Annotated in this window: 20 protein-coding genes and 1 riboswitch; of the genes, 8 read left to right on the forward strand and 12 right to left on the reverse strand. The window is 74.0% G+C overall.

What is annotated here, in order from left to right:
• Positions 1–16 precede the first annotated feature (16 nt).
• The 4 genes from pknB to thiO form a co-directional block, all read right to left on the reverse strand.
• Positions 17–1,945 (reverse strand): Stk1 family PASTA domain-containing Ser/Thr kinase, encoded by a 1,929-nt coding sequence (gene pknB / locus ACPXCS_RS19130; RefSeq protein ID WP_425945436.1) that lies wholly within the window; start codon positions 1,943–1,945, stop codon positions 17–19.
• Between the two features lie 120 nt (positions 1,946–2,065).
• A complete protein-coding gene (locus tag ACPXCS_RS19135; RefSeq protein ID WP_425945437.1) occupies positions 2,066–2,863 on the reverse strand; it encodes a thiazole synthase in 798 nt (265 codons plus the stop codon).
• A 2-nt stretch (positions 2,864–2,865) separates the two neighbouring features.
• Positions 2,866–3,066 (reverse strand): sulfur carrier protein ThiS, encoded by a 201-nt coding sequence (thiS, locus tag ACPXCS_RS19140; RefSeq protein WP_425945438.1) that lies wholly within the window; start codon positions 3,064–3,066, stop codon positions 2,866–2,868.
• Complete coding sequence (gene thiO, locus ACPXCS_RS19145) at positions 3,063–4,232, reverse strand: glycine oxidase ThiO (protein ID WP_425945439.1); 1,170 nt, start codon at positions 4,230–4,232, stop codon at positions 3,063–3,065. The genes thiS and thiO overlap by 4 nt, the downstream gene beginning before the upstream one ends.
• Positions 4,230–4,341, reverse strand: a riboswitch (TPP riboswitch). Its footprint overlaps the gene before it by 3 nt.
• A 191-nt stretch (positions 4,342–4,532) precedes the next feature.
• On the opposite strand from thiO, the gene ACPXCS_RS19150 reads away from it, so the two are divergent.
• From ACPXCS_RS19150 to ACPXCS_RS19170, 5 genes are all read left to right on the forward strand, one after another.
• Positions 4,533–5,774 carry an NAD(P)/FAD-dependent oxidoreductase gene (locus ACPXCS_RS19150; RefSeq protein WP_425945440.1) on the forward strand — a complete coding sequence of 414 codons (1,242 nt, stop codon included), beginning with the start codon at positions 4,533–4,535 and terminating at the stop codon, positions 5,772–5,774.
• 90 nt (positions 5,775–5,864) lie between these two features.
• On the forward strand, positions 5,865–6,230 hold the full coding sequence (locus tag ACPXCS_RS19155; RefSeq protein WP_383333136.1) for an Rv2175c family DNA-binding protein: 366 nt from the start codon (positions 5,865–5,867) through the stop codon (positions 6,228–6,230).
• A 265-nt stretch (positions 6,231–6,495) separates the two neighbouring features.
• A complete protein-coding gene (thiE, locus tag ACPXCS_RS19160; protein ID WP_425945441.1) occupies positions 6,496–7,155 on the forward strand; it encodes a thiamine phosphate synthase in 660 nt (219 codons plus the stop codon).
• A 127-nt stretch (positions 7,156–7,282) separates the two neighbouring features.
• Positions 7,283–8,206, forward strand: a complete 924-nt coding sequence (metF, locus tag ACPXCS_RS19165; RefSeq protein WP_425945442.1) for a methylenetetrahydrofolate reductase [NAD(P)H] — start codon at positions 7,283–7,285, stop codon at positions 8,204–8,206.
• A gap of 56 nt (positions 8,207–8,262) precedes the next feature.
• Positions 8,263–9,189, forward strand: coding sequence for a hypothetical protein (locus ACPXCS_RS19170; protein ID WP_425945443.1), 927 nt, complete (start codon positions 8,263–8,265; stop codon positions 9,187–9,189).
• 27 nt (positions 9,190–9,216) lie between these two features.
• Here the strand turns inward: ACPXCS_RS19170 and ACPXCS_RS19175 are convergent, their stop codons facing one another.
• From ACPXCS_RS19175 to ACPXCS_RS19190, 4 genes are all read right to left on the reverse strand, one after another.
• Entirely contained in the window at positions 9,217–10,707 is a 1,491-nt protein-coding gene (locus ACPXCS_RS19175; protein ID WP_425945444.1) for a phytoene desaturase family protein, read from the reverse strand.
• 464 nt (positions 10,708–11,171) lie between these two features.
• Complete coding sequence (locus tag ACPXCS_RS19180; protein ID WP_311687616.1) at positions 11,172–11,801, reverse strand: TetR/AcrR family transcriptional regulator; 630 nt, start codon at positions 11,799–11,801, stop codon at positions 11,172–11,174.
• Between the two features lie 47 nt (positions 11,802–11,848).
• On the reverse strand, positions 11,849–13,933 hold the full coding sequence (locus tag ACPXCS_RS19185) for a YhgE/Pip family protein (protein ID WP_425945445.1): 2,085 nt from the start codon (positions 13,931–13,933) through the stop codon (positions 11,849–11,851).
• Positions 13,905–14,825, reverse strand: a complete 921-nt coding sequence (locus ACPXCS_RS19190; RefSeq protein ID WP_425945446.1) for an ATP-binding cassette domain-containing protein — start codon at positions 14,823–14,825, stop codon at positions 13,905–13,907. Before ACPXCS_RS19190 ends, ACPXCS_RS19185 begins: the two co-directional genes overlap by 29 nt.
• Before the next feature lie 152 nt (positions 14,826–14,977).
• Here ACPXCS_RS19190 and ACPXCS_RS19195 point away from each other — a divergent pair, with 152 nt between their 5' ends.
• The 3 genes from ACPXCS_RS19195 (at position 14,978) to ACPXCS_RS19205 (ending at position 17,198) form a co-directional block, all read left to right on the forward strand.
• On the forward strand, positions 14,978–15,541 hold the full coding sequence (locus tag ACPXCS_RS19195) for an SAV_6107 family HEPN domain-containing protein (protein WP_425945447.1): 564 nt from the start codon (positions 14,978–14,980) through the stop codon (positions 15,539–15,541).
• A 160-nt stretch (positions 15,542–15,701) separates the two neighbouring features.
• The gene (locus ACPXCS_RS19200; protein ID WP_425945448.1) at positions 15,702–16,517 is read left to right on the forward strand and encodes a methyltransferase; all 816 of its coding nucleotides are present in this window, start codon (positions 15,702–15,704) and stop codon (positions 16,515–16,517) included.
• 279 nt (positions 16,518–16,796) lie between these two features.
• Positions 16,797–17,198, forward strand: a complete 402-nt coding sequence (locus ACPXCS_RS19205; protein ID WP_094052497.1) for a DUF3040 domain-containing protein — start codon at positions 16,797–16,799, stop codon at positions 17,196–17,198.
• 671 nt (positions 17,199–17,869) lie between these two features.
• Here the strand turns inward: ACPXCS_RS19205 and ACPXCS_RS19210 are convergent.
• From ACPXCS_RS19210 to ACPXCS_RS19225, 4 genes are all read right to left on the reverse strand, one after another.
• Positions 17,870–20,263, reverse strand: coding sequence for a transglutaminase TgpA family protein (locus tag ACPXCS_RS19210; protein WP_425945449.1), 2,394 nt, complete (start codon positions 20,261–20,263; stop codon positions 17,870–17,872).
• Positions 20,263–21,624, reverse strand: coding sequence for a DUF58 domain-containing protein (locus ACPXCS_RS19215; RefSeq protein WP_425945450.1), 1,362 nt, complete (start codon positions 21,622–21,624; stop codon positions 20,263–20,265). The genes ACPXCS_RS19210 and ACPXCS_RS19215 overlap by 1 nt, the downstream gene beginning before the upstream one ends.
• Positions 21,624–22,664, reverse strand: coding sequence for an AAA family ATPase (locus tag ACPXCS_RS19220; protein ID WP_425945451.1), 1,041 nt, complete (start codon positions 22,662–22,664; stop codon positions 21,624–21,626). The genes ACPXCS_RS19215 and ACPXCS_RS19220 overlap by 1 nt, the downstream gene beginning before the upstream one ends.
• A gap of 278 nt (positions 22,665–22,942) precedes the next feature.
• Entirely contained in the window at positions 22,943–23,554 is a 612-nt protein-coding gene (locus tag ACPXCS_RS19225) for a beta-class carbonic anhydrase (protein WP_425945452.1), read from the reverse strand.
• Positions 23,555–23,751: the final 197 nt, after the last annotated feature.

The raw sequence follows: 23,751 nt of genomic DNA on the forward strand, positions 1-23,751 counted from the left end.
CGTCCGCGGGCCGCCGTCACCTGATCTTGATCGTGATCGTCGAGCCCTTGGGCGCCGTCTCGCCGCCCTCGACCGACTGGCCCTTGACGGTGTCGCCGAACAGGCCGAGCAGCCCGCGGTCCTCGTCGACCCGGAACCCGGCGCTCTCCAGCGTCTGCCGGGCCTCCTCGACGCCGTCGCCGACCACGTCCGGCACCTCGACCATCTCGGGGCCCTTGGACAGGGTCAGCGTGACCGTGTCGCCCTCGGCCGCGCGGCCTCCGGGGCCGGGGCTCTGCCGCACGACCTGCCCCTTGTCGAACTCCGAGGAGTTGACCCGCTCGGTGGCGATCCGCACCTCGAGACCGGCGTCCTCCAGCTCGGCCCGGGCGTCGGCCTCGTCGTCGCCGGTGACGTCGGGGACGTCGACGGGGCTGCCCTTGCTGACGACGAGCGCGACGGCCGTGCCCGCGCGCACCTTCGTGCCGTCCGCCGGCCGCGCCGAGACGACCGAGCCGCGCGGCACGTCCTCGCTGAACTCGCGCGTGACCATGCCCGGCTCCAGCCCGTCCTGCTTCAGCAGGGACCGCGCCTGGTCCAGCTTCCGGCCCGCCAGGGCGGGCACGCGCACGGTCTCGGGGCCGTCCGAGACCGTGATGCCCACCGCGTCGTTGCCGCGGATGCGCGTCCCGGCCTCGGGATCACTGCTGATGACGTGGCCGCGCTCGACGGTGTCGCTGTAGGCGTGCTCGACCTTGCCGAGCTCCAGGCCGGCGTCCGTCAGCCGGTCCTCGGCCTGCGCCTGGGTCTTCGCCAGCAGCGGGGGCACCTCGGTGAACTGGCCCGAGTTGATGTACCAGATGCCGGTGCCGACGCCGAGCACCAGCAGGACGGCCACGACCACGGCCATCGGGCCGCGCCGGGTGCCCGTGCGGCGCCGGGGCGGGGGCGGCGGGGAGGCGAAGCGGCTCGTGCGGTGGAGCTCCGCCTCGGGCGCCTCGTCCTCGTTCACCGGCAGCGGGCGCGGTGTGGTCAGCGCGCGCGGGATCACGCTCGTGCGGTCGTCGGCGTTGTCGTGGCCGGCCGCGAGCGCCTGGGGCGGCATCGCGTCCAGCTGGTCCTCGCTCAGCCGGCCGCGCCCGTCCCGGACCTGCGCGAGCAGGGCCACGGCGTCGTAGGGGCGGATCTCCGGGGTGCGGGCGGTCGCCGAGGCCACCATCTCGTCCAGCTCGTAGGCGAGACCGGGGACGCGGGCCGAGGGCGGCGGGACGTCCTCGTGCAGGTGCTTGTAGAGGATCACGGCGGGGGAGTCGCCGTCGTGCGGCTTGTCGCCGGTCAGCATCTCGAAGAGCATCACGCCGCACGCGTAGACGTCGACCCGGGGGTCCGCCGTGCCGTTCTCTATCTGCTCCGGGGCGAGGTACGAGACCGTGCCGAGGACGGTGCCGGTGGTGTTGGTCACCGTGTCCACCGCCCGGACGAGTCCGAAGTCGGCGACCTTGACCCGGCCGTCGTCCCCGATCAGGACGTTCTCGGGCTTCATGTCGCGGTGCACGAACCCGGCGCGGTGCGCGGCGCCCAGGGCGGCCAGGACCGGCTCCAGGATGTCCAGGGCGGCCCGCGGCTGCAGCGCCCCGCGCTCGCGCAGCACGTCCCGCAGTGTGCAGCCCGCGACGTACTCCATGGCCAGGTAGACGTACGAGCCGTCGGTGCCCTGGTCGAAGACCTGCACCACGTTCGGGTGGGCCAGCCGGGCGACCGACTTCGCCTCGCGGATGAACCGCTCGACGAACGAGACGTCGACCGCCAGGGAGGGGTGCATCACCTTGAGCGCGAGGACGCGGTCGAGGCGGGTGTCCACGGCCCGGTAGACCGTGGCCATCCCGCCGACCGCGATCCGCGCGTCGACGCGGTACCGGCCGTCGAGCACCTGCCCGACCAAGGGGTCCTGAAGGGTCGTGTCCACGCAGGCGAGTGTACGAGTCATGACCGACAGCCCCCTTCCCCCCGGTGGATTCGGGGCGGTACTGCAGCCGTCCTGTGACGTCCGTCCCGAGGCCTCCCTCCGGATGCCCCGGCGCCGTCCCTACTGGAAGGCGGGACGCTCCGGATCCAGGGCGGCCAGGCCCTCGGAGGGCGACGACGCCTGGGCGAAATGCCGCCGGGGGATCCGTCCCGCCCGCCGGGCCAGCCGCCCCGCCTCCACGGCGTGCCGCATGGCGTCGGCCATCAGCACCGGCTCCTGCGCCCGCGTCACCGCCGAGGCGAGCATCACACCCGCGCATCCCAGTTCCATCGCCAGTGCCGCGTCCGACGCCGTCCCGGCGCCCGCGTCCAGGATCACCGGCACGCGCGCCTGCTCGACGATCAGCTGGAAGTTGTGCGGGTTGCGGATGCCGAGCCCGGAGCCGATGGGCGAGCCCAGCGGCATGACCGCCGCGCAGCCCACCTCCTCCAGCCTGCGCGCCAGCACGGGGTCGTCGTTGGTGTACGGCAGCACCGTGAAGCCGTCGTCGACGAGCGTCTCGGCCGCCTCCAGCAGCCCGACCGGGTCCGGCAGCAGTGTGCGCTCGTCGGCGATGACCTCCAGCTTGATCAGGTCGGTGCCGAGGGCCTCGCGCGCGAGACGGGCGGTCAGGACGGCCTCCCCGGCGGTGAAACAGCCCGCCGTGTTGGGCAGCACCCGGATGCCGAGCCGGTCGAGGACGGACAGCACCGAGCCGTGCACCGAGGGGTTCACGCGGCGCATCGCGACCGTCGTCAGCTCCGTCCCGGACGCCACCAGCGACCGCTCCAGCACGTCGAGACTGGGCGCCCCGCCGGTGCCCATGATCAGGCGGGAGGTGAAGGTCGTTCCCCCGAGGACGAACGGATCGTCGGCCATGGTCAGCCTCCTTGGACGGCGGTGAGGACCTCCACGCGGTCTCCCTCGGAGAGGGGCGTGGACGGCCACTGGGTGCGCGGGACGACGGTTTCGTTGAGGGCGGCGGCCACTCCCGAGGGGGACGCGGTGAGCGACTGCACGACGGTGTCGAGGGCCGTGCCGGGCCGGACGTCCCGGGGCTCGCCGTTGACGGAGATGTTCATGCGGGCTGCTCCGTGAGTGCGGTGGTGGTGCTGAAGCGCCGGGGGGTGAAGGGGCGGGCCTCCTCGGGGAGTTCGCCCGTCGTCAGGGCGTGCGCGAGGGCGTCGCCGGTCACCGGCGTGAGCAGGACGCCGTTGCGGTAGTGCCCGGTGGCCAGCAGCAGGCCCTCCAGCGCGGTCGGGCCGAGCAGGGGCGCGTTGTCGGGGGAACCGGGGCGCAGCCCGGCGCGGGTCTCGACGAGCGGCAGCTCGGTGATGCCCGGGACCAGCTCGTGCGCGTCGCGCAGCAGCTCGTACACGCCGCCCGCGGTGACGACGGTGTCCCAGCCGAGTTCCTCGCTGGTCGCCCCGACGACCAGCTCCCCGCTCTCGCGCGGCACCAGGTAGACGTGGCTGCCGCGGACGACCGCGCGCACGGTCCGGCTCAGGAACGGCCCGTGCCGCCCCGGCATGGTCAGCCGCACGACCTGGCCCTTCACGGGCCGCACCGGCGGCAGCACCTCCTCGGGCACCCCCGCGAGACGCCCGCTCAGGCTGCCCCCGGCCAGCACGACCTGCCCGGCGGCCAGCCCGGTCCCGTCGGCCGTGACGGCACCGGCGGCCCGGTCCCGGGAGACGGTGAGCCGCTCGGCCCACTCCCGGTGGAAGACCACACCGGCCCGCTCGCACGCGGCGACCAGCGCTCCGGCCAGCCGCCGCGGGTCGATCTGGTGATCGCCGTCCACCCGCAGGCCCCCGCGCACGCCCGGCGCGAGCATCGGCTCCAGGCGCCGGCACTCCCGCCCCGACAGCCACTGGGAGTCCAGCCCCGACTGCTGCTGCAGGGCGTGCAGCTCGCGCAGGTGGGCGCGGTCGTCGGCGTCCAGGGCCACGGCGAGCGTGCCGCAGCGGCGGTAGCCCAGGTCGTGGCCGGTCAGCTCGGTGAGTTCGGCCGTGAAGTCCGGGTAGCGCCGGGCGGAGGCGAGGTTCAGGCCGAGCAGGGTCTGCTCGCCGTAGTGCAGTTCCGTGACGGCGGCCAGCATCCCGGCCGCCACCTGCGCGGCTCCGCCGCCCGGCTCGGGGTCCACCACCGCCGTGGCGAGTCCGCGCTGCGCGGCCCGCCAGGCCGTGACCAGCCCGATGATCCCGCCCCCGATGACGAGGACGTCTGAGGTTCGCGTACGCGACATGGGCGTCCAGCCCCTCCCTTCGCCGGCATGACCCGGATCAGGTTCGTACGGTCGGAGGCCGCCAGCCTCCCTCTCAGCCCGGTGCGTCCGGGCTCCCGCGAGTCTCTGCGGGGGCCAGCCTAACCGGACGCCGCGGCGCGCAGTAGGCAGCCTCCGCACGGAACCGGCCACCCCGGCGTCGTACGCCGGCGGTTCGGGGGTACCCGGAAAGGCGGGCCCGGGTGGCGGGACGGGCGCTGTGGAGCAGGTCACGGCGCAGGGGCACTGACTGACGCGACGTCAGCTGACTATGGTGATCAGGTGAGCGAGCAGACGCAGGAACCAGGGGCGTCCGGGCCCGGGCGCGTGGTCGTGGCGGGCGCGGGCATGGCCGGGGTGCAGACCGCTGTCGCACTGCGGGAGCGGGGCTTCGCCGGCCCGGTGCTGCTGATCGGCGCCGAACCCCACCAGCCCTACGACCGGCCGCCGTTGTCCAAGGCCGTCCTGCTCGGCAAGTCCGAGGGTTCCGCCTTCGACGTCGACTTCGAGGCCCTCGGCATCGAGCTGCGGCTCGGCTGCGAGGTGCTGGGCGTGCGCCCCGGTGACCACGAACTGGACACCGAGGACGGGCCCGTGCCCTACGACGTCCTGGTCGTGGCCACGGGAGCCGAACCGGTCCGGCTGCCCGGCGCGGAGGGCGTGCCCGGTGTGCATCTGCTGCGCACCCTGGACGACGCCGAGCGGCTGCGGCCGGTGCTCGCCCGCCAGCACGACATCGTGGTCGTCGGCGCGGGCTGGATCGGCGCGGAGTTCGCCACCGCCGCGCGCGAGGCGGGCTGCGCGGTGACCGTCGTGGAGGCGGCCGAACGGCCGCTCGCCGGGGCGCTGCCCGCCGAGGTCGCCGCCCCGATGGCCGGCTGGTACGCCGACGCGGGAGCGGTGCTGCGCACGCACGCGCGCGTGGAGCGCGTCGAGCCCGGCGCGGTCGTCCTCGACGACGGCTCGCGGCTGCCCGCGGGCGCGGTCGTGGTCGGCATCGGCGCCCGCCCGGCGACGGCCTGGCTGGCCGGCTCCGGGATCGAGCTGGGCGGCCACGGCGAGATCCGGGCCGACGAGCACCTGCGCACCTCGGTGCCGGACGTGTACGCGGTCGGCGACTGCGCCTCCTTCCCCTCGGGGCGCTACGGCGAGCGCCTGCTGGTGCACCACTGGGACAACGCCCTGCAGGGCCCGCGCACGGTCGCCGCGAACATCGTCGGCCGGGCCACGGGCGAGACACCCGCGGTCTACGACCCGGTCCCGTACTTCTGGTCCGAGCAGTTCGGCAGGTTCGTGCAGTACGCCGGGCACCACGCGGACGCCGACACGACCCTGTGGCGCGGCGACCCGTCCGGTCCGGCCTGGACGGTGTGCTGGCTGCGCGGCGAGCGGCTGGTCGCCCTGCTGGCGGTCGGCCGCCCCCGGGACCTGGCGCAGGGCCGCCGCCTGATCGAGTCGGGTACGCCGCTGAACCCGGTGCTGCTGACGGACCCGGCCAGGCCCCTGAAGGCGGCCGCCGCGTAGGGCCCGCCGGCGGGTGCGGGGCCCGGCGCGTCCGCCCGGGTGGACCGGGCCGACTTCCGACTGTCGGTGGCGGATGGCAGGCTGGTTTCCGTGACCGAGATTGACGCAAAGATCGATGCTCTCGTCCCTGCCTGGCTCACCCTGCCCGACATCGCCGAACAGTTCGGCGTCGAGGTGACGCGGGTGCGGCAGCTGGTCAAGGAGGGCCAGCTCATCGCCGTACGCCGCGGTGAGAACCGCGCGCTGCACGTCCCCGCGGACTTCGTCGACGGGGACAAGGTCGTCAAGGGCCTGTCCGGGACCCTGACGCTCCTGCGGGACGACGGCTTCACGGTCGAAGAGATGCTGGAGTGGCTGTTCACCCCCGACCCGTCCCTGCCCGGCACCCCGGCGCAGGCGCTCCGTGAGAACCGCGGTACGGAGGTGAAGCGCCGCGCCCAGGCGCTCGCGGTCTGACCCGACCTCGACCGAACATACGTCCGGCACCGCGTGAGCGGAGCCGGGCCCGAACAACCGCCCGTGGAGGGCCGTGGCCCCGCGGGGTCACGGCCCGGGGGACGCCCGCGCCCGTGATGGGCCACGGGACGTCCCGGCCGGAGGACAGGCGTAGGGTGCCCGGGGCGTCGTGGCGGACCGGGGGCCTTCCCGCACCGCACACGCACCCGTACGGCACCGACGTACCGCGGGCGCATCCGCGGCACCGACCTCCAGGGGGACATCCATGCCCGGCACCGCCGCCACCACCGCACGCGCCCGGCTCGCCGACGCCCGGGTCTACCTGTGCACCGACGCGCGCAGGCGGCAGGGCGATCTCGCGGAGTTCCTGGACGCCGTGCTGGCGGGCGGCGTCGACATCGTGCAGCTGCGCGACAAGGGCATGGAGGCCGCCGAGGAGCTGGAGCACCTGGCCGTCTTCGCCGACGCCTGCGCCCGGCACGGCAAACTGCTCGCGGTGAACGACCGCGCGGACGTCGCCCACGCCGCCGGCTCGGACGTGCTGCACCTCGGCCAGGGCGACCTCCCGGTCCCCGCGGCCCGCGCGATCCTCGGCGACGACGTCCTGATCGGCCGCTCCACGCACGCCGAGTCCGAGGCCGCCGCGGCCGCCGTCCAGGACGGCGTGGACTACTTCTGCACCGGCCCGTGCTGGCCCACCCCCACCAAGCCCGGCCGCCACGCCCCCGGCCTGGACCTGGTGCGGTACACCGCCGGCCTCGGCACCGACCGCCCCTGGTTCGCCATCGGCGGCATCGACCTGGGCACGCTCGACCAGGTCCTGGAGGCGGGCGCCCGGCGCGTGGTCGTCGTACGGGCGATCACCGAGGCCGACGACCCCGGTGCGGCGGCGGCCGAGTTCGCCGAGCGGCTGCGCGCGCGGTAGCCCGGCCGGCGGTCCCGGGAGCACCCGGCTCGGGACGGATTGTCCAAGGGGTGGACAGCAAGTGGACAAACAGGGCAAATCGCAGCGTCCGGTTGGGGGACCGACCGGCCCTGGCTAACCTGCCCGTATGGCCCTCGGCACCGCATCCATCAGGTCGGACCACGCGCGCACCGTCCGCGACATGCTCGCGACCGGCAAGACGACGTACTCGTTCGAGTTCTACGCCCCGAAGACCCCGAAGGGCGAGCGGATGCTGTGGAACGCGCTGCGGCGGGTCGAGGCCGTGGCGCCCGACTTCGTCTCGGTGACCTACGGCGCCGGCGGCTCCACGCGCGCGGGCACCGTCAAGGCGACCGAGGCGATCGCCTCCGACACCACCCTCACCCCGATCGCCCACCTCACCGCGGTCGACCACTCGGTGGCCGACCTGCGCAACATCATCGGCCAGTACGCCGACGCCGGGATCCGCAACATGCTGGCCCTGCGCGGCGACCCGCCCGGCGACCCGATGGGCGAGTGGGTGCCGCACCCCCGCGGCCTCGCCTACGCCGCCGAACTCGTCGAACTGATCAAGGCGTCCGGCGACTTCTGCGTCGGAGTCGCCGCCTTCCCGGCGATGCACCCGCGCTCCACCGACTGGGACACCGACGTCCGCCACTTCGTCGACAAGTGCCGCGCGGGCGCCGACTACGCCATCACGCAGATGTTCTTCCACCCGGAGGACTACCTGCGGCTGCGCGACCGCGTCGCGGCGGCCGGCTGCGACACCCCGATCATCCCCGAGGTCATGCCGATCGCCAGCGTCCGCTCGCTGGAGCGGATCGGCTCGCTCACCAACGCCGCGTTCCCGGCCGCCCTGAAAGAGCGGATCCTCACAGCGAAAGACGATCCGGCCGCTGTACGCTCCATTGGTATCGAATTCGCCACGGAGTTCTGTGCGCGGCTGCTCGCCGAGGGCGTGCCCGGCTTGCACTTCATCACGCTCAACAACTCCACCGCGACACTGGAAATCTACGAGAACCTGGGCCTGCACCACCCACCGCAGGCCTAGACCGTTCGCACCGGTATACGACACACTGCGTAGCGGCCACTGGGAGAGGGGCGTACATGGGCTGGGCGGTCCTCTACATCGCGTTCGGCATCGTCGCGCTGTGGCTGCTGGGCGAGGTGCTGCTGCAGTACAAGGCGCGGCTGCGCTGGCGGCTGCTGGCCTTCGCCGGCTTCCTCGGCGTCGTGGTCGGGGTGCTCATCCCGTCCGTCGTCGTGATCGGCCTGGGCGCGGCGGCCTTCGCGGTCGGGCAGACCTACGTCACCCTCTCCTTCCGCAGCGGCTTCTCGTCCGGCTGGGCGGTGAACGCCCCGATGCTCGGCGGCAGCAAGCGCCGGCGCGGTGAGCGCGGCCGCCAGGAGCCGACCCTGGAGGTCTCCGGCCTGGAGGCGGCCGACGCCGGCTACGGCGACGGGACCGGCGGCCGCCGCGACACCGCCGCCTACGGCCACGACGACGACTACGACCGCGACGACGTCTTCACCCCGGCCCGCCCCGGCCGGGAGCACGACGCCGAGTCCACGGCCGTCTACGAGCCGCAGCCCATGCCCGAGGACACCGGCTCCTACGGTGTCTACGGCTACCCCCAGCCCGCCGGTGCGCAGCACGACCAGTACGCCGCCCAGAACACCGACCAGTCCTACGCCTACGACTACTCGGGCTACGCCCAGCAGCAGGGCTACGACGCGAGCGGCCAGCAGCAGTACGCCGCCTACTCGGACCCGTACATCGGCTCGTCGAACTACGGGGCCCCGTACGACGGCGGCTACGGCGACCAGCAGTACCACGGCCAGCAGCAGGGCTACGGCCAGGACCCCTACGCCGGGACCCACGGCGGCGAGACCCCGCCCGGCGGCGTGTGGGTGCCGCAGCAGCGCAACACCGACGAGTACGGGCAGGAGCTGCCCCCCGAGCAGGCCTACCCCTACCAGGGCGGCGGGCAGCAGCCGCAGGGCAACGGCTTCGACGAGCAGTACCGTTTCTGAAGCTCCCGGACCCGGGGGCCCGGCGGCTCACTGAGAGCCCCGGAACCCCGGCCCCTCCACGATCAGTCCCGCGACCAGCGCGCCCGACATGCCCGCGTGCGGCAGTCCGCCGCCCGGGTGCGCCCAGCCGCCCACGGTGAACAGGCCGGGCACGCGCGTGCCGTTGGACGGGTGCAGCAGCCGCCCCCCGGCCGCCGCCAGCGCGGGCACGGGCACCGCCCCGCCCTCCGCGCCCGTGGTCTCGGCGATGCCGGCCGGGGTGATCACCTCCTGCCACAGCAGACGGTCACGCAGCTCGGGCAGGGCCCGCGCGGCAACGTCGATCATCCGCTCGGCGAGAGCGCCGTGGGAGCCGTCGGGCCGCGCGGGCACCACCGTCGTGAGCGAGACCGCCTCGTGCCCCTGAGGGGCCGATGCCGGGTCGTCGGGGCGCAGGACCGTCACGGTCGGCCGCGCGTCCTGCGCCGCCGTACCGAACAGGGCCTCCAACTCGGCCTGGCGGTCCGGGGCGTGCACCACCGTGCGATGCGCCGTGCCCTCGGGGCGGGCTCCGCGCAGGGCGAGCAGGACGGTCAGCCGGCTGGCCGTCGCCGGCTGCGGCGGCACCTCGCCGTCCCCGCGCGCACCATGACCCGCCGTCAGCCGGTCCAGGACGGCGGGCGCGACACCGGCCACCACGAAATCGGCCTCGGCGACCGTCCCGTCGGCGAGCTCGACGCCGCAGACCCGGCCGTCCTTCTCCCGCACGGCGGTGACGTCGGCGCCGAAGCGGAACTCGACCCGCCGGGCCGTGCACCGCTCGTACACCGCCCGGGCCAGCTCGCGCAGCCCGCCGCGCACGTACCAGGTGCCGAAGGCGTGCTCCATGTACGGCAGGACGGCCGCGCTCGCCGGGGTGGTCCGCGGGTCCAGGCCCTGGGCGAGGGCGTACCCCTCCAGCAGGGCCGTGAGCCGGGGGTCGCGCAGCTCCCAGGCCGCGACCTCGGCGAGCGTGCCCGCCCGGCGGGTGCGCAGCAGGCGCTTGTGGGGCACCGCGGGGTAGGGCTCGCGCTCGGCCAGCACCTGCCAGTTCGGCCACAGGGGCTCCTCGAGGAGCGGGCGGCGGGTGCGGTCCCAGGCCTCCCGGGCCCGGACCAGGAAATCGCCCCAGCGCTTCCCGGCGCCCGCGCCGAGTGCCTCGTCCAGCGCGGCGACCACCCCCGCGCGTGAGGCGTTCGGCAGCGACACCTGTGTGCCGTCCGCGAACACGTGCCGGGACGAGGGGTCGACCTGCACCAGCTCGACGCACTCCTCCAGGGGCTCCCGGCCGGTCTTGACGAACAGGTCGCGGTAGACGGCGGGCAGCGGCAGCAGTCCGGGGCCGGTGTCGAAGGCGAAGCCGTCGCGCTCGAAGCGGCGCAGCGCTCCGCCGTACGTGTCCGTCCGCTCGTACACCGCCACCCGGTGGCCCGCGACGGCCAGCCGGGCGGCGGCCGCCAGCGCGCCCATCCCGGCGCCGATCACCGCAATCCGTGCCATGCCAGGGACTTTATCGGCCCCCGCCGACAGTCCCGCCCGGCCGCCTCCGAGTACGGGCGCGGGCGTGGTCGTGACCACGCGGCGGCACCGGGCTCTGGGCCCGCGCGCGCAGGACTGAGTACCCGTACCTAGTGGCGGAGTTGAGTAGGCGCGCGGATGGGGGACGACCTGCGCGCAGGGGAGAGTGGAGACACGGAGAGGGGCTCGGCTCCGGCACCGGCGACACGGGGCGCCGGAACGGGGCCGGCCCGCGATCCGCTCCTTCCGCCGACGACGTCGGCGGGAGCGAGGCACGGGGGAGAACAGGGGGAGAACCGGGGGACGACCGCAACGGGGGGTCCTGCGGGGGGAAACGCACGGGGGAGCAGGGAAACGGGGGAGCACGGAAGGCGCCGGTTCGAGGTGGCCCGCGGGGGACGCGGCCACAGCGGACCGGCGCCTTCACGTGGTCGCCGGCCGCGCTGTCAGCGGCAGCCGCTCACCCGCCCCTGGAGCAGCCGCGACAGGGCCGCGTGGACGTCGTCCAGGGAGCGCTCCGGCTGGAAGGACTTCCAGTCGAGCGCGGCCACCAGGACCATGCCGACCAGCGCCGCCGCCGTCAGCGGCACATCGATCTCCTCGCTGAACTCGCCGTTGCCGACGCCCTCGCGCAGGACGCCCTCCACGACCGCGACGGCCTCCTGCCGCACCACCATCAGCGTCGACTGCCAGGCCCGGTTGGTGCGCCACAGCTCGGCCACGTAGAGCTGCGTGAAGGCCGGGTAGCGGTCGATGAAGACCAGACCCGCGCGGATCATCGCGTCCAGGGCGTCGACCTTGCCGCCGCCGTCCCGGGCGGTGCGCTCGGCCGCTTCCCTGAGGGAGGCGGTGAGGAGCCCCACCCCGTGCCGCAGCAGCTCCTCGAAGAGGACGGACTTGCTCGCGAAGTTGTAGTAGACGGTGCCCTTGGCGACCCCGGCACGCTCGGCGATCTCGTCCACGGTCGTGGCGGAGAACCCCTGCTCGGCGATGAGCGTGACGGCCGCCTCGTAGAGCTTCTGCCGGGTGGCCTCGCGGCGCGTGCTGCCGCCCGACGCGGCACTGCTGCTTTCCATGGCCCTGATTGTCACAGGAACCTTTCCGGAAGATGTGCCGGTGGGGCTCACAGGCTCAGCTCCGGGTGCAGCCGGTCCAGCGTCCACACCTGGCGCCGGCGGGCCGCCACGGCGGTCAGCGCGAGGGCACCGGCGGTGAACGCCGTCAGCACCACGCACGCGTGCCACACCGGTTCGAGACCCCCGCCGGTGATGAGCCGCCGCAGCGCCTCGACGACGTAGCTCATCGGCAGGAACGGGTGCAGCGCGTTGAAGAAGCCCGGGCTGGTCTGCACGGGGTAGGTGCCGCCCGCCGAGGTCAGCTGGAGCATCAGCAGGGCGAGGACGAGGATCCGGCCCGCCGCCCCGAAGCGCGCGTTCAGCCACTGCACGATCGCCGCGAAGCACGCCGTCACCAGGAACAGGAAGGCCACCGTCCCGGCCGCCCGCACCATCTCCAGGCCGACCGCCCAGTGCAGCACCGACATCAGGGCCACCGTCTGCAGCACCCCGATCGCCACCACCGGCAGCCAGCCCGCCAGCGCGATCCGCCACGCCGGGGCGCCCGCGGCGAGCGCGCGCCGGTTCATCGGCGTGATCAGCATGTACGCCACCATCGCGCCCACCCACAGCGACAGCGGGATGAAGTACGGGGCGAACCCGGTGCCGTAGTTGGGCGCCTTGTGCAGGTCCTGGGAGGCGAGCCGCACGGGGTCGGCCATGACCTCGGTGCGCCGCTCGCGGTCCTGCTGGTCGTAATCGGGGATCCGCTCCGCCCCGTCGTGCAGCCCGCCGGCGAGCTTGCCGGAGCCGTCGACGAGCTTGAAGATGCCGCCGTTGAGGTCGTCGGCACCGGTCTTCAGCTCACCGACGCCCTTGTCCAGGTCGACGGCGCCGGTCTTGGCCTTGCCGAGCCCCGTGTGCAGCTTCTTCGCCCCCGCGGCGACCCGGGCCGCCCCGTCGTTCAGCTTGTTGATCTTCTTGACGGCGTCGTCGAGGTCCTCGGAGAGGTGCGGCGCGCGGTCGGCCAGCGCCTGGGACTGCTTCTGGAGGGTGGCCAGGTTCTTGTCGAGCCGGTCCAGGTCGCCGTCCTGGTCCGCGATCAGGGTGTTGAGGTCGTCGGCGACGAGGGTCACGTCGGCCGCCGCTTCCTTGGCCTTCTTCAGGTCGGCACAGGCGGCGTCGGGCAGGGCCGGGTCCTCGCAGCGGCGGGCGTAGACGTCGGTCAGCGTGCCGGACGCCGCGCGGGCGCCCTTGGCGGCGGCCGGGGCCGTCTTCACCAGGGTGTCCAGGTGCTTGCGGATCACCCCGGAGGAGTCGGCGACGAGCTGGGCCGTGTCGCCGATGGTCTGCTCGTTGCCCTTCAGGAAGGGGCGGACCTTGCCGGCGGTGCCGTTGACCTTGTCGGCGAGTGTCTGCGTGCCGTCCGCGACGCCCTGCGAGCCGTCCGGGAGGGCGCCGGCGCCCTTGGTGAGCTTCGTCAGCGCCTTCGAGAGCCTGCCACTGCCGTCCTTGGCGTCCTTCAGGCCGTCGGCGAGGTCCTTGGAGCCCTTCTCGGCCTTGCCGATGCCGCCCTTGAGCTTGTCGGCGCCCTTGGCCGCCTGCACGGTCTTGCCGTGGATGTCGGAGAACGACACGAAGATCTTGTCCAGGAAGGAGCGCGAGGTCTTCGTGGACGCGGCCTGCCGCACCTCGCCGAACACCGTCCGGGAGATCTGCCCGACGATGTAGTTGTTGGCGTCGTTGGTGTGCACCTCGAGGGCGCCGGTCTCCGGGGTGTTCCCGGAACTGGAGGCGATCCGCTCGCTGAAGTCGGCGGGCATGGTGAGCGACAGGTAGTACGTGCCGTCCTCGACGCCCCTGCGTGCCTCGGCGGCGTCGACCTCCCGCCAGTCGAAGGTCCTGCTGTCGCGCAGGCCCTTCGTGATGTCGTCGCCCGCCGTGATCCTCTTGCCGTCGGCGGTCGCGCCCTTGTCGTCGTTCACCAGCGCCACCGGGATGCGGTCGAGCCTGCCGTACGGGTCCCAGAACGACCACAGGTACAGCGCGCCGTACAGCAGCGGCAGCACCAGCAGCGCGACGAGCGCGGCGCGCGGCAGCTTCCCCCGGCCGAAGCGGCGGAGCTCAAGCGCGGCCAGTCTCGGCGATCGCATCGGCCTTCCCCTCTCCCTGGTGTGCGGTCCGGTCGGTGGGGGCACCGGCGTCCCCGGCGGCTGAGGCCTCTTCGGCCTCTTCGGCGCCCCGGTCGTCCGCGGTGTCCTGCTCGTCCTCGGCGGTGGTGGTCCGCTGCTCCTCGGCGTCGGGGCCGTCCCCGGCTGCCCGCTCGTCCGCGGTCTCCCGGGTGAAGACCCGCACCGCGTCCGCGGGGGCCTCGCTGCACACCGCCACGACCGTCGTCCCGGCGTCCGCGAGGGACCTGAGCAGGGCCCAGGCCTCCTTCCGCTCGTCGTCCGAGAGCTTGAGGTCGGCGTCGTCGACGCCGAGCAGCCGCGGCCGGCCGATCAGCGCGAGCGCCACGGACAGCCGCAGCGCCTCCAGACGCTCCAGGTCCCGTACGGCGGTGCGCGGCCCCTTGGGCAGGGCCGCCAGGTCGAGACCGGCGGCGGCCAGCGCCTCGCCGACGCGCCGCCCGGCCTCGGCCGCCCGCTCGCCGCGGGGCCGCAGCAGGGCACGCAGCGAGTCGCCGAAGCGCCGCTGCAGCAGGGCCCGCTCCCGCAGGTGCTCGCCGACGGTGAGCGCCGGGTCGAGGTCGGTGACCCCCGGAACGTGCGCCAGGGCGCTGACCCGCCGCACCACCGAGAGCTGCTTCGGCAGCCGCGCGCCGCCCACCTCCGCCGTGCCCTCCGTGACCTTCATCCGCCCCGTCAGCGCGAGCAGCAGACACGTCCGGCCGGACCCGGACGGGCCCTCCACCGCGACGAGCGACCCCGGCTCGGCGTCCAAGGAGATCCCGCGGACCACCCACCCTCTGGGCCCCTTGATCCCGAGGCCCTCGGCGGTGATCCGCACCCCTCCCGTCGGTTCCCCCACGAGACTCCCCACCATTTGAACTGACTGGTCAGTGCAAAAACTACTCCGAACCTACGAGCGAGGCAAAACAGCAGGTCAGATCGGATTGTCAGTGCCATACCTCACGATGGGTCACATACGGCACGCCGTAACGGACGCGCCGTCACACAGACGACAGGAGGTTCGTCATGGCCAGCTACCACGCAGCAGCCGCCCGCCGGCGCCGCGCCACCGGCCCTGCCCCCTCACTGACCGGCCCGGCGAGCGACGTGCACCCCGTGCTGCGCCGGGCCTCGGCCCCGCCCGCCGCCCTCGACCTGCTCGCCCAGGCCCGCGCCGGCCTCGACGAGGCCGCCGTCCTGGAGACCCCCAACGAGCGCTACGCGACGGCGCACCTCGCCGCCCTGCGCACCGCCGCCGCCGTGCTCGCCGCCCGGGGCAGGCCGGAGACCTCGCCCCGGGCCCGGGCCAAGATCCGAAGCGCCTGGGAAGTGCTTCCCGAGATCGCGCCCGAACTGAGCGAGTGGAGCGCGCTGTTCGCCTCCGGCGCCCGGCGCCGCGCCCGGGCCGAGGCGGGCATCCAGGGCGCGGCCAGCGGCCGGGACGCCGACGACCTCATACGCGACGTGTCGATGTTCCTGCGCCTCGTCGAGCGCATGCTGGTCCTCCAGCCGGTCCTCCCGCAGCCCCGGCCGGACCAGGACCGGCCCGAGGGCCCGGGGGCGGGGGCGGACATGCCGGACGCGGGCTGAGCGGCCGGGGGAGTCCCGGCACCGGGTCATGCCGGGCGCCGCGTGCGAGGCAATAGGGTGGGGGACGCTCGAAGTCTTCCCTTCCCCGGCCGGGGCCGGGGAAGGCAGCCCGTTCGCTCCGCCGCGCAAGAGGCGGTGCCGCGCCGAGGAGTCAACTGCCGTGTCGGACCCGATGCGCCCCCGCGCCTCACTCCGTACCGCCGTGGTCTGGGAGGTCCTCCAGGACGCCCTGGACCGCCGGGTCAAGGCCACGGGCCGGGAGTCGCTGGACGTCCTCGACACCGGAGGCGGCAGCGGCAACTTCGCCGTGCCCGTCGCCCGCCTCGGCCACCGGGTCACGGTCGTCGACCCCAGCCCCAACGCGCTGTTCGCACTGGAGCGCCGCGCCGCCGAGGCCGGCGTCGCCGACCGGGTCAAGGGCGTGCAGGGCGACGCCCACGGCCTCTTCGACGTCGCCGAGCGCGGGAGCTACGACGCGGTGCTGTGCCACGGCGTCCTGGAGTACGTGGACGACCCGGCCGAGGGCGTCCGCAACGCGGTGGCCGCGCTGCGCCCGGAGGGCGTCCTCAGCCTGCTCGCGGCCGGGCTCGGCGGTGCCGTGCTCGCCCGGGCCCTCGCCGGGCACTTCAAGGAGGCCCGGCAGGCGCTCGACGACCCGAACGGCCGATGGGGCTCGGGTGACCCCGTGCCGCGCCGCTTCACCGCCGAGCAGCTCACCGCACTGGTCGAGGGCGCGGGCCTCAGGGTCGGCGCGGTGCACGGCGTGCGGGTCTTCGCCGACCTCGTGCCGGGCGTCCTCGTGGACACCGAGCCCGGGGCCCTGGAGGCGCTGCTGAAGCTGGAGGAGGCGGCGGCGGAGCTGCCGGCCTTCCACTCGGTGGCCACACAGCTCCACGTGCTCGGTGAGTCCGGTGAGTCCGGTGAGACCTCTGGGACCGGTGGGGTCAACGAGACGCCTGGGTCCGACGGGGCCTGAGCCACCTCGTGAGGCACCGCCGCTGATCAGCGGCTCGGCTGGGGATGGAGTACGCCACAGGCCCCCCGAATGGGGGCTTGGCGCCGTATGATCGAGGGAGACCGTTCCGGCATGACGGGTCGGCCGCCGGGGAATGGAAGCCTCAGCGAGCCGGGTCGCCCATGGCGGATCCTGGTTGGCCAATTGGCGTAGAGGGGCGGGTTTCACGGGGGCGATTCCCTGCCTATCCTGAAGGGACCCCCCGGGTCGCCCCGGCGACTGCACGATGAGGAGGACTCCGTGCCGCTCTCGGAGCACGAGCAGCGCATGCTCGAGCAGATGGAGCGAGCGCTGTACGCCGAAGATCCCAAGTTCGCGTCGGCGCTCGAGGGAAGCGGGCTGCGTACGTACACCCGGCGGCGGGTCTACCAGGCGGTCGCGGGCTTCCTCGTAGGTATTGCGCTCCTCATGGCCGGTATGGTCGCCAAGCAGGTCTGGCTCAGCGTCGTGGGCTTCCTCGTCATGCTGGGATGCGCGGTGCTCGCCGTGACCGGCTGGCGCAAGGCCCCCAAGCCGGGTGAACAGGCCGCCGGTGCCGCCGCGGGCCCGCAGGGCCGCCGCCAGGGCCGGCAACGGCGCTCCATGATGGACCGCATCGAGCAGCGCTGGCAGAAGCGCCGCGACGAGCAGGGCGGCCATTAGCCCCACGCCGAGCCTCTCCGCCATCCCATGAACACGTCGTCAGGGGTGACCACCGAGTCGTGGTCACCCCTGACGCATGCCCGGGACCAGGACGCGCCCGGGGCGGGCCCGGCGACACGCACGCCCGCTGTGGACCGCGGGCTCCCCTCATGCCCGGCAGGGCCGGAGCACCACACGGAACGGTGCTCTGCCCTCAACGAGACCCGGGGCACCGCTTGGGCAGGAGCCGTGCCGTGAGCCGGGCCGGGGGCACCGCTTGGGCAGGAGCTGTGCCGTCAGCCGGGCCGGGGCACCCACAGACTGGAGCCGCGCCCTCAACCGGCCCGGGCACCACAAGCAGGAGCTGTAATCGGGCCTGGGCACCACAGGGCAAGAGCGGTGCCGTCAACCGGGCCGGGGGCACCGCTTGGGCAGGAGCTGTGCCGTCGACAGGGCCAGGGCACCACAGGCAGAAGCCGTGCCCTCAATCGGGCCGGGGCACCGCACGGGCAGGCAGGAGCCCCGGGCGTCCCTCCCCGCCCAGCCGGAGCCCGTGCCCGAGCCCGCGCCCGCAGGGCGAAGCCGGTCGGGCGTCACCGCGTCCGGCCGGCGAGTCCCGGTACAGCCGGGGGCGAAGCCGCGGCGGCGCTGCGGCGGGGCCTGGCCCGCCGCAGCCGTACGCCGGACGGTCCTCAGCCCTGCTGGCCCGACGCCTTGGCCCAGCTCGGGCGCAGGGTCAGGGCCCGCTGCCGGAGGCCGGACCACCGGTCCGAGACCGCCCACACCACCCGCGCCGTGGAACGCGGCGCGAGGACCGCGCGGAGTCGCCTGGCGCGGCCGCCCGTGGCGCTCAGGCCCGCTGTCACCCGGCGGACGTCGCCCGTCAGGCCCGCGGTGAGGCGGGGGTGCGGTGCGTACAGGACCTGCTCCACCGCGTCCGCCACCCGGTGCACCGAAGCCGCCGCCGTCTCGTCGAGACCGCCCAGCCGCACGATGCGGGCGGCCGCCTTGCGCGGGGTCAGCGACTCGTCCGGCGGGATGCCGAAGTCCCACGCCGTGTCGGTCAGCTCCTGCCAGACCGCCAGGGTGTGCGGCGCGGCGTCCGCCTCACCGCGGCCGTGCGCCCCCAGCCGTACCGAGCGGGTGCGCAGGCGCCACAGCATCGGTGCCAGGGGGAGTGCCACCACGGCGAGGCCGGCCAGGGCCCAGGCCAGGAACGCGTACCACTTGGGTCCGTCGCCGCCGGTGGGCAGCGCCGCCTGGGGCGTCTCGCTGCCGCACCCGCCGTCCAGCTTCTTCTGCTCCGCCGTGCAACTCTCGCTCGTGGAGGGCGCGGTGGACGGCGCGGCGGACGTCGACCGGGTCGGGCTCACGTCGTCCGGCACCGAACTGCCCGGCGTGTCCGGCACGGTGTACGGCGGGATCGAGCCGCGGTTGGGAGTCGGCTCGAAGCGGGTCCAGCCCACGCCCTCGAAGTACAGCTCGGGCCAGGCGTGCGCGTCGCGCAGCCCCACCGACACCGAGCCGTCCGCCTGCGGGGAACCGGGCGCGAAGCCCACCGCGACCCGGGCCGGGATGCCCAGGGAGCGGGCCATCGCCGCCATCGAGAAGGAGAAGTGCACACAGAAGCCCTGCTTGTCCCGCAGGAACCGGGCGATCGCCTCCGAGCCGCTGCCGACCTGCACCTGCGTGTCGTACTCGAAGCCGCCGTTCACGGCGAACCAGTCCTGCAGCTTCACCGCCTGGTCGTACGGGTCGGCGGCGCCCGCGGTGACCTGGCGGGCGGTGCGGCCCACCACGGACGGGAGCGAGTCGGGCAGTTCGGTGAAGTCGCGCCGGATGGCCTGGGGCGCCGGTCCGGCGGAGGCCAGCTGCTCCGCCGTCGGCTGCACGTCCAGGCTTGTGACCTGGTAGGTCAGGCCGCGCGTGTTCTGGCCGTGGTCGCCGACCAGCGTCATGCCCAGCGGCTCGTAGCGCCAGTTGCCGCTGATGCGCACCCCGCTCGGCGGGTACGGCATCGGCAGCCAGTCCTGGGCGTACCAGTCGGCCGCCGAGATCGAGGTGTCGACCTCGGTGCGCTTGACGTCGGGGGAGAGGCCGATCGGGGCCGGGAACGTGCCGTCGGGCACGGCGGTGATGGACCGTCTCGACGGCTTCCAGGTGGTGCCGTCGAAGTCGTCCAGGGACACGATCCGCAGGTACAGGTCCGAGACGTCCTCCATCTCGGTCTTCACGGACAGGACCTGCCGGTCCTCGTCCGCGTTCAGGCTGTCCCGCAGCGACACCAGGGGGTTCACCGCCGAGATGGTGCCGCCACCGCCCGCGCCGGCGCCCGCGCCCGCTCCCACCGAGTCCAGCAGTCCGCCGTTCATCGTGGGCAGGACGAGCGGCACCACCAGGGCGATGCCCAGCGCGACCACGCCGATGCGCCGGCCGGTGCGGACCGGGGCGACCGGGCCGTCCGACTCGACGGCTCCCGGGCGCCCGGCCGCGCCGAAGACGCGGCCCCACTGGGAGAGCCGGTCCCGGCCCTCGGCCAGCAGCAGCATCAGGTAGCCGGCCGCCGCCACGAGGAACCACAGCCAGTCGGTGCCGCCCTCGGACAGCCCGGCGGCGACCGAGTACAGCGCGAGCAGCGGCAGCCCGGCCGGGGCGGCGCTGCGGAGGGTCACCGCGAGGGTGTCCACCAGCAGCCCGATGATCAGGACCCCGCCGATGAGCATCAGCCGGATGCCGTCGGACTCCAGGGGCGCCGGGATCGCGTACCGCGCGATGTCCTGCCCGCCCTGCTCGAGCAGCAGCGCGAAGCGCTCGAAGGCCTGCGGCCCGGGGACCAGCCCGGCCAGAGCCTGCTCGCGGGCGAAGACGAAGGTCAGCAGGACCAGGGTCACCAGGGCCTGGGCCGCCACCGTGAGCGGCCGGGCCAGCGGCACCCGGCGGGCGGCGGCACCCACGCCCGCCTGCACGGCCAGCAGGAACGCCGCCTGCACGATCCAGGTGGCCGGCTCGACGAGGGGCAGCAGGGCGCACGCGGCCATCAGCGTGGCCGCCCACGCGCCCAGCGTCAGTCGTACCCGCCCGCTCATCAACGTCCCTCCCCGCCGCTCGCGGCGGCCACGCCCCGGCGTTCCCGGTCGGCCTGCCGCCACAGCGCGTCCAGCGAGGCGCCCCGCGGCACACCGAGGACCGTCCAGCCCGCCTCGCGCAGCATGCGCAGCCGCTCCCCGCTCCCGTCCAACGGACCGGGCACGTCGCCCGGTTCCCGGGTCCAGGTGTCGCTGTCCAGCACGAAGGCCACCGCGCCCCCGCTGCGCTGCCGCATCCGGGCCACCACGGCCGCCTGCTCCTCGTCCAGGTCGCCGAGGAAGGCCACCAGCAGCCCCTCGTTCCCCCCGCGGATCACGTCGAAGGCCCGGGACAGGCCCGCGCCGTCGGAGTGGTCGATCACCGCGAGGGTGTCCATCATCAGACCGGCCGCGTCCGCCGACTCCTGGCTCGCGCCCGCGAAGCCGTCGCCGCCCTCACCGGGCACCGCGTTGCCGGTGTCCGTCAGCAGCCGTACGGAGAAGCCCCGTTCCAGCATGTGCACCAGCACCGAGGCGGCGCCCCCCACGGCCCACTCGAAGGCCGAGTCCGGGCCGGCGCCCTCGTAGGCGATGCCCCGGGTGTCGAGGAGCACCGTGCAGCGGGCCCGCTGCGGCTGCTCCTCGCGGCGCACCATCAGCTCCCCGTAGCGGGCGGTCGAGCGCCAGTGCACACGGCGCAGGTCGTCGCCGTGGCGGTAGCCGCGCGGGATCACGTCGTCCTCGCCGGCCAGCGCGAGCGAACGCTGCCGCCCGTCGCCGTACCCCTTCGCCTCGCCGCTCAGGCGCACCGGCGCCAGCGGCTCCACGCGCGGGATCACGGTCAGGGTGTCGTAGGTGGAGAAGGACCGGGTCAGCTCGCACATGCCGAAGGGGTCGGTCAGGCGCAGCTGGAGCGGGCCCAGGGGATAGCGGCCGCGCAGGTCGGAGCGGACCCGGTAGGACACCTCGCGCCGCCCGCCCGCCTCCACCCGGTCCAGCACGAAGCGGGGCCGGGGGCCCAGCACGTACGGCACCCGGTCCTGGAGCATCAGCAGGCCCGTGGGCAGCCGCGAGACGTTGTCCATCCGCAGGTGGACCCGCGCCTCGCTGCCGGCGGGCACACGGGCGGGGGAGAGCCGGCGGCTGCCCGCGACCCGGTACCGCGTGCGGTACAGCACCGTCGCGCACACCAGTGGCAGCACCGCCAGCAGCAGGCCGACGCGCAGCAGGTCGGCCTGCCCGAGCACGTACGAGCAGACGGCCGCCGCGACGCCGGCGGCCAGGAAGGAGCGTCCGCGGGTGGTCAGACCGGCCAGGGCGGTGCGGACGCCGCCCTTCTCGCCCCGGTCGGCCTCCGCCTGCCCCGTCCCCGCGGTGGTCATCACAGCCTCCGCGGCGGGTGCGAGGGATAGGTCGGCGCGGCGCGGCCCACGGCTCCGAAGCCGCTCTGCTGGTGGGGCGAGGCCGGCACCGGGGTGCGCTGCAGGATGTCCTCGACGACCTGCTCGGCCGTGCGGCGATTGAGCTGGGCCTGGGCGGTGGGCAGCAGGCGGTGGGCCAGGACGGCGACGGCGAGGGCCTGCACGTCGTCCGGCAGCGCGTACTCCCGGCCGCTCAGGGCCGCGGACGCCTTCGCCGCGCGCAGCAGGTGCAGCGTCGCGCGCGGGGAGGCGCCCAGTCTGAGGTCGGGATGCGTGCGCGTGGCGCCGACCAGGTCGACCGCGTAGCGCCGGACCGGCTCGGCCACGTGCACGCCGCGCACCGCCTCGATCAGCTTGAGGATCTCGTGCGCGTGCGCCACCGGCTGGAGGTCCTCCAGCGGGGAGACGCCGCCGTGCACGTCCAGCATCTGCAGCTCGGCCTCCGCGCTGGGATAACCGACCGAGACGCGGGCCATGAAGCGGTCGCGCTGGGCCTCCGGCAGCGGGTAGGTGCCCTCCATCTCGACCGGGTTCTGCGTCGCCACCACCATGAAGGGGCTGGGCAGCTCGTAGGTCTTGCCGTCGATGGTGACCTGGCGTTCCTCCATCGACTCCAGGAGCGCGGACTGCGTCTTGGGCGAGGCGCGGTTGATCTCGTCGCCGATCACCACCTGCGCGAAGATCGCGCCCGGCTTGAACTCGAAGTCGCGGCGCTGCTGGTCCCAGATGGACACACCGGTGATGTCCGACGGCAGCAGGTCGGGCGTGAACTGGATGCGCCGCACCGAGCAGTCGATGGACCGCGCCAGTGCCTTGGCCAGCATCGTCTTGCCGACGCCCGGGACATCCTCGATCAGCAGATGCCCCTCGGCGAGCAAGACGGTCAGCGAGAGCCGTACGACCTCGGGCTTGCCCTCGATCACGCCTTCCACCGACTCCCGCACGCGTTCCACCACGGCGGTCAGATCAGTGAGGCTCGCTCGATCGTCATAGGTCGTCACCCGGCCCTCCTCGGCCTTTCCCGCTCTCCCAGGGAGCACGGGATACCCCATTTTCCCGGACCGACGCCGCATGACGCGGGCCGGCCCACCCCGAACACGGACACCATGCGGGAAAAGTTCCGCGCGACGCCACTCCCGCATTCTTGCTGCCGTTACCGATTCGTGTCACTCGACTGTGGACAACTGGCCGCGATATGTCGGCCTTACGGCCATTCGAACGCGTGACTGACAGGTTTCCGACAGCTACCAGGGGTTGCCGGACGGGGTGGGCGACCAGGTCAGGCGGCGGGGTCGACCTCGCGCAGCAGGCCGGTCCGCACGTCGAAGACGAATCCGCGCACGTCGTCGGTGTGCAGCAGGAACGGGGAGGTGCGCACGCGCTGCATCGACTGCCGGACGTCCTGGTCGACGTCCCGGAAGGACTCCACGGCCCACGCCGGACGCTGCCCGACCTCCACCTCCAGCTCGTTGCGGAAGTCCTCGGTCAGGCTCTCCAGGCCGCAGCCGGTGTGGTGGATGAGGACCACGCTGCGCGTGCCCAGCTTGCGCTGGCTGATGGTGAGGGAGCGGATCACGTCGTCGGTGACGACGCCGCCCGCGTTGCGGATGGTGTGGCAGTCACCCAGCTCGAGACCGAGCGCCGCGTGCAGGTCGAGACGGGCGTCCATGCAGGCCACCACGGCGACCTGCAGGACGGGGCGGGCGTCCATGCCGGGATCGGTGAAGGCCTCGGCGTAGCGCTCATTGGCCTCGACGAGCCGGTCGGTGACGGTGCCGCCGGTGGTCGCGGCGTGGGGGCCAGTGGGAACCGATGCAGAAGTCGTCATAACCATGACGTTACTGGTCACCCGTGTCCTCGTCCCGCTGTGAGAGGGGACAAAGAACGCCATCGGGCCTTGTAGTGAGGTAACCCACAGGGGCGATGTGCCGTGGGCCTGCGACGCGCAGGCCGGTTGATTGACCGCGAGACAGGGTGGACTAAAGTGACGCGAAGCGGGAGGCGAGACTCTCCCCGCTGGACTGAATTCCCGGAGACCCCGGCGCTGACCGGAGATCTCCCCGCGTGCGCGGCGCGTACGTACGGCTC

Source organism: Streptomyces sp. DT190 (genome assembly GCF_049846985.1).
Classification (GTDB): domain Bacteria; phylum Actinomycetota; class Actinomycetes; order Streptomycetales; family Streptomycetaceae; genus Streptomyces.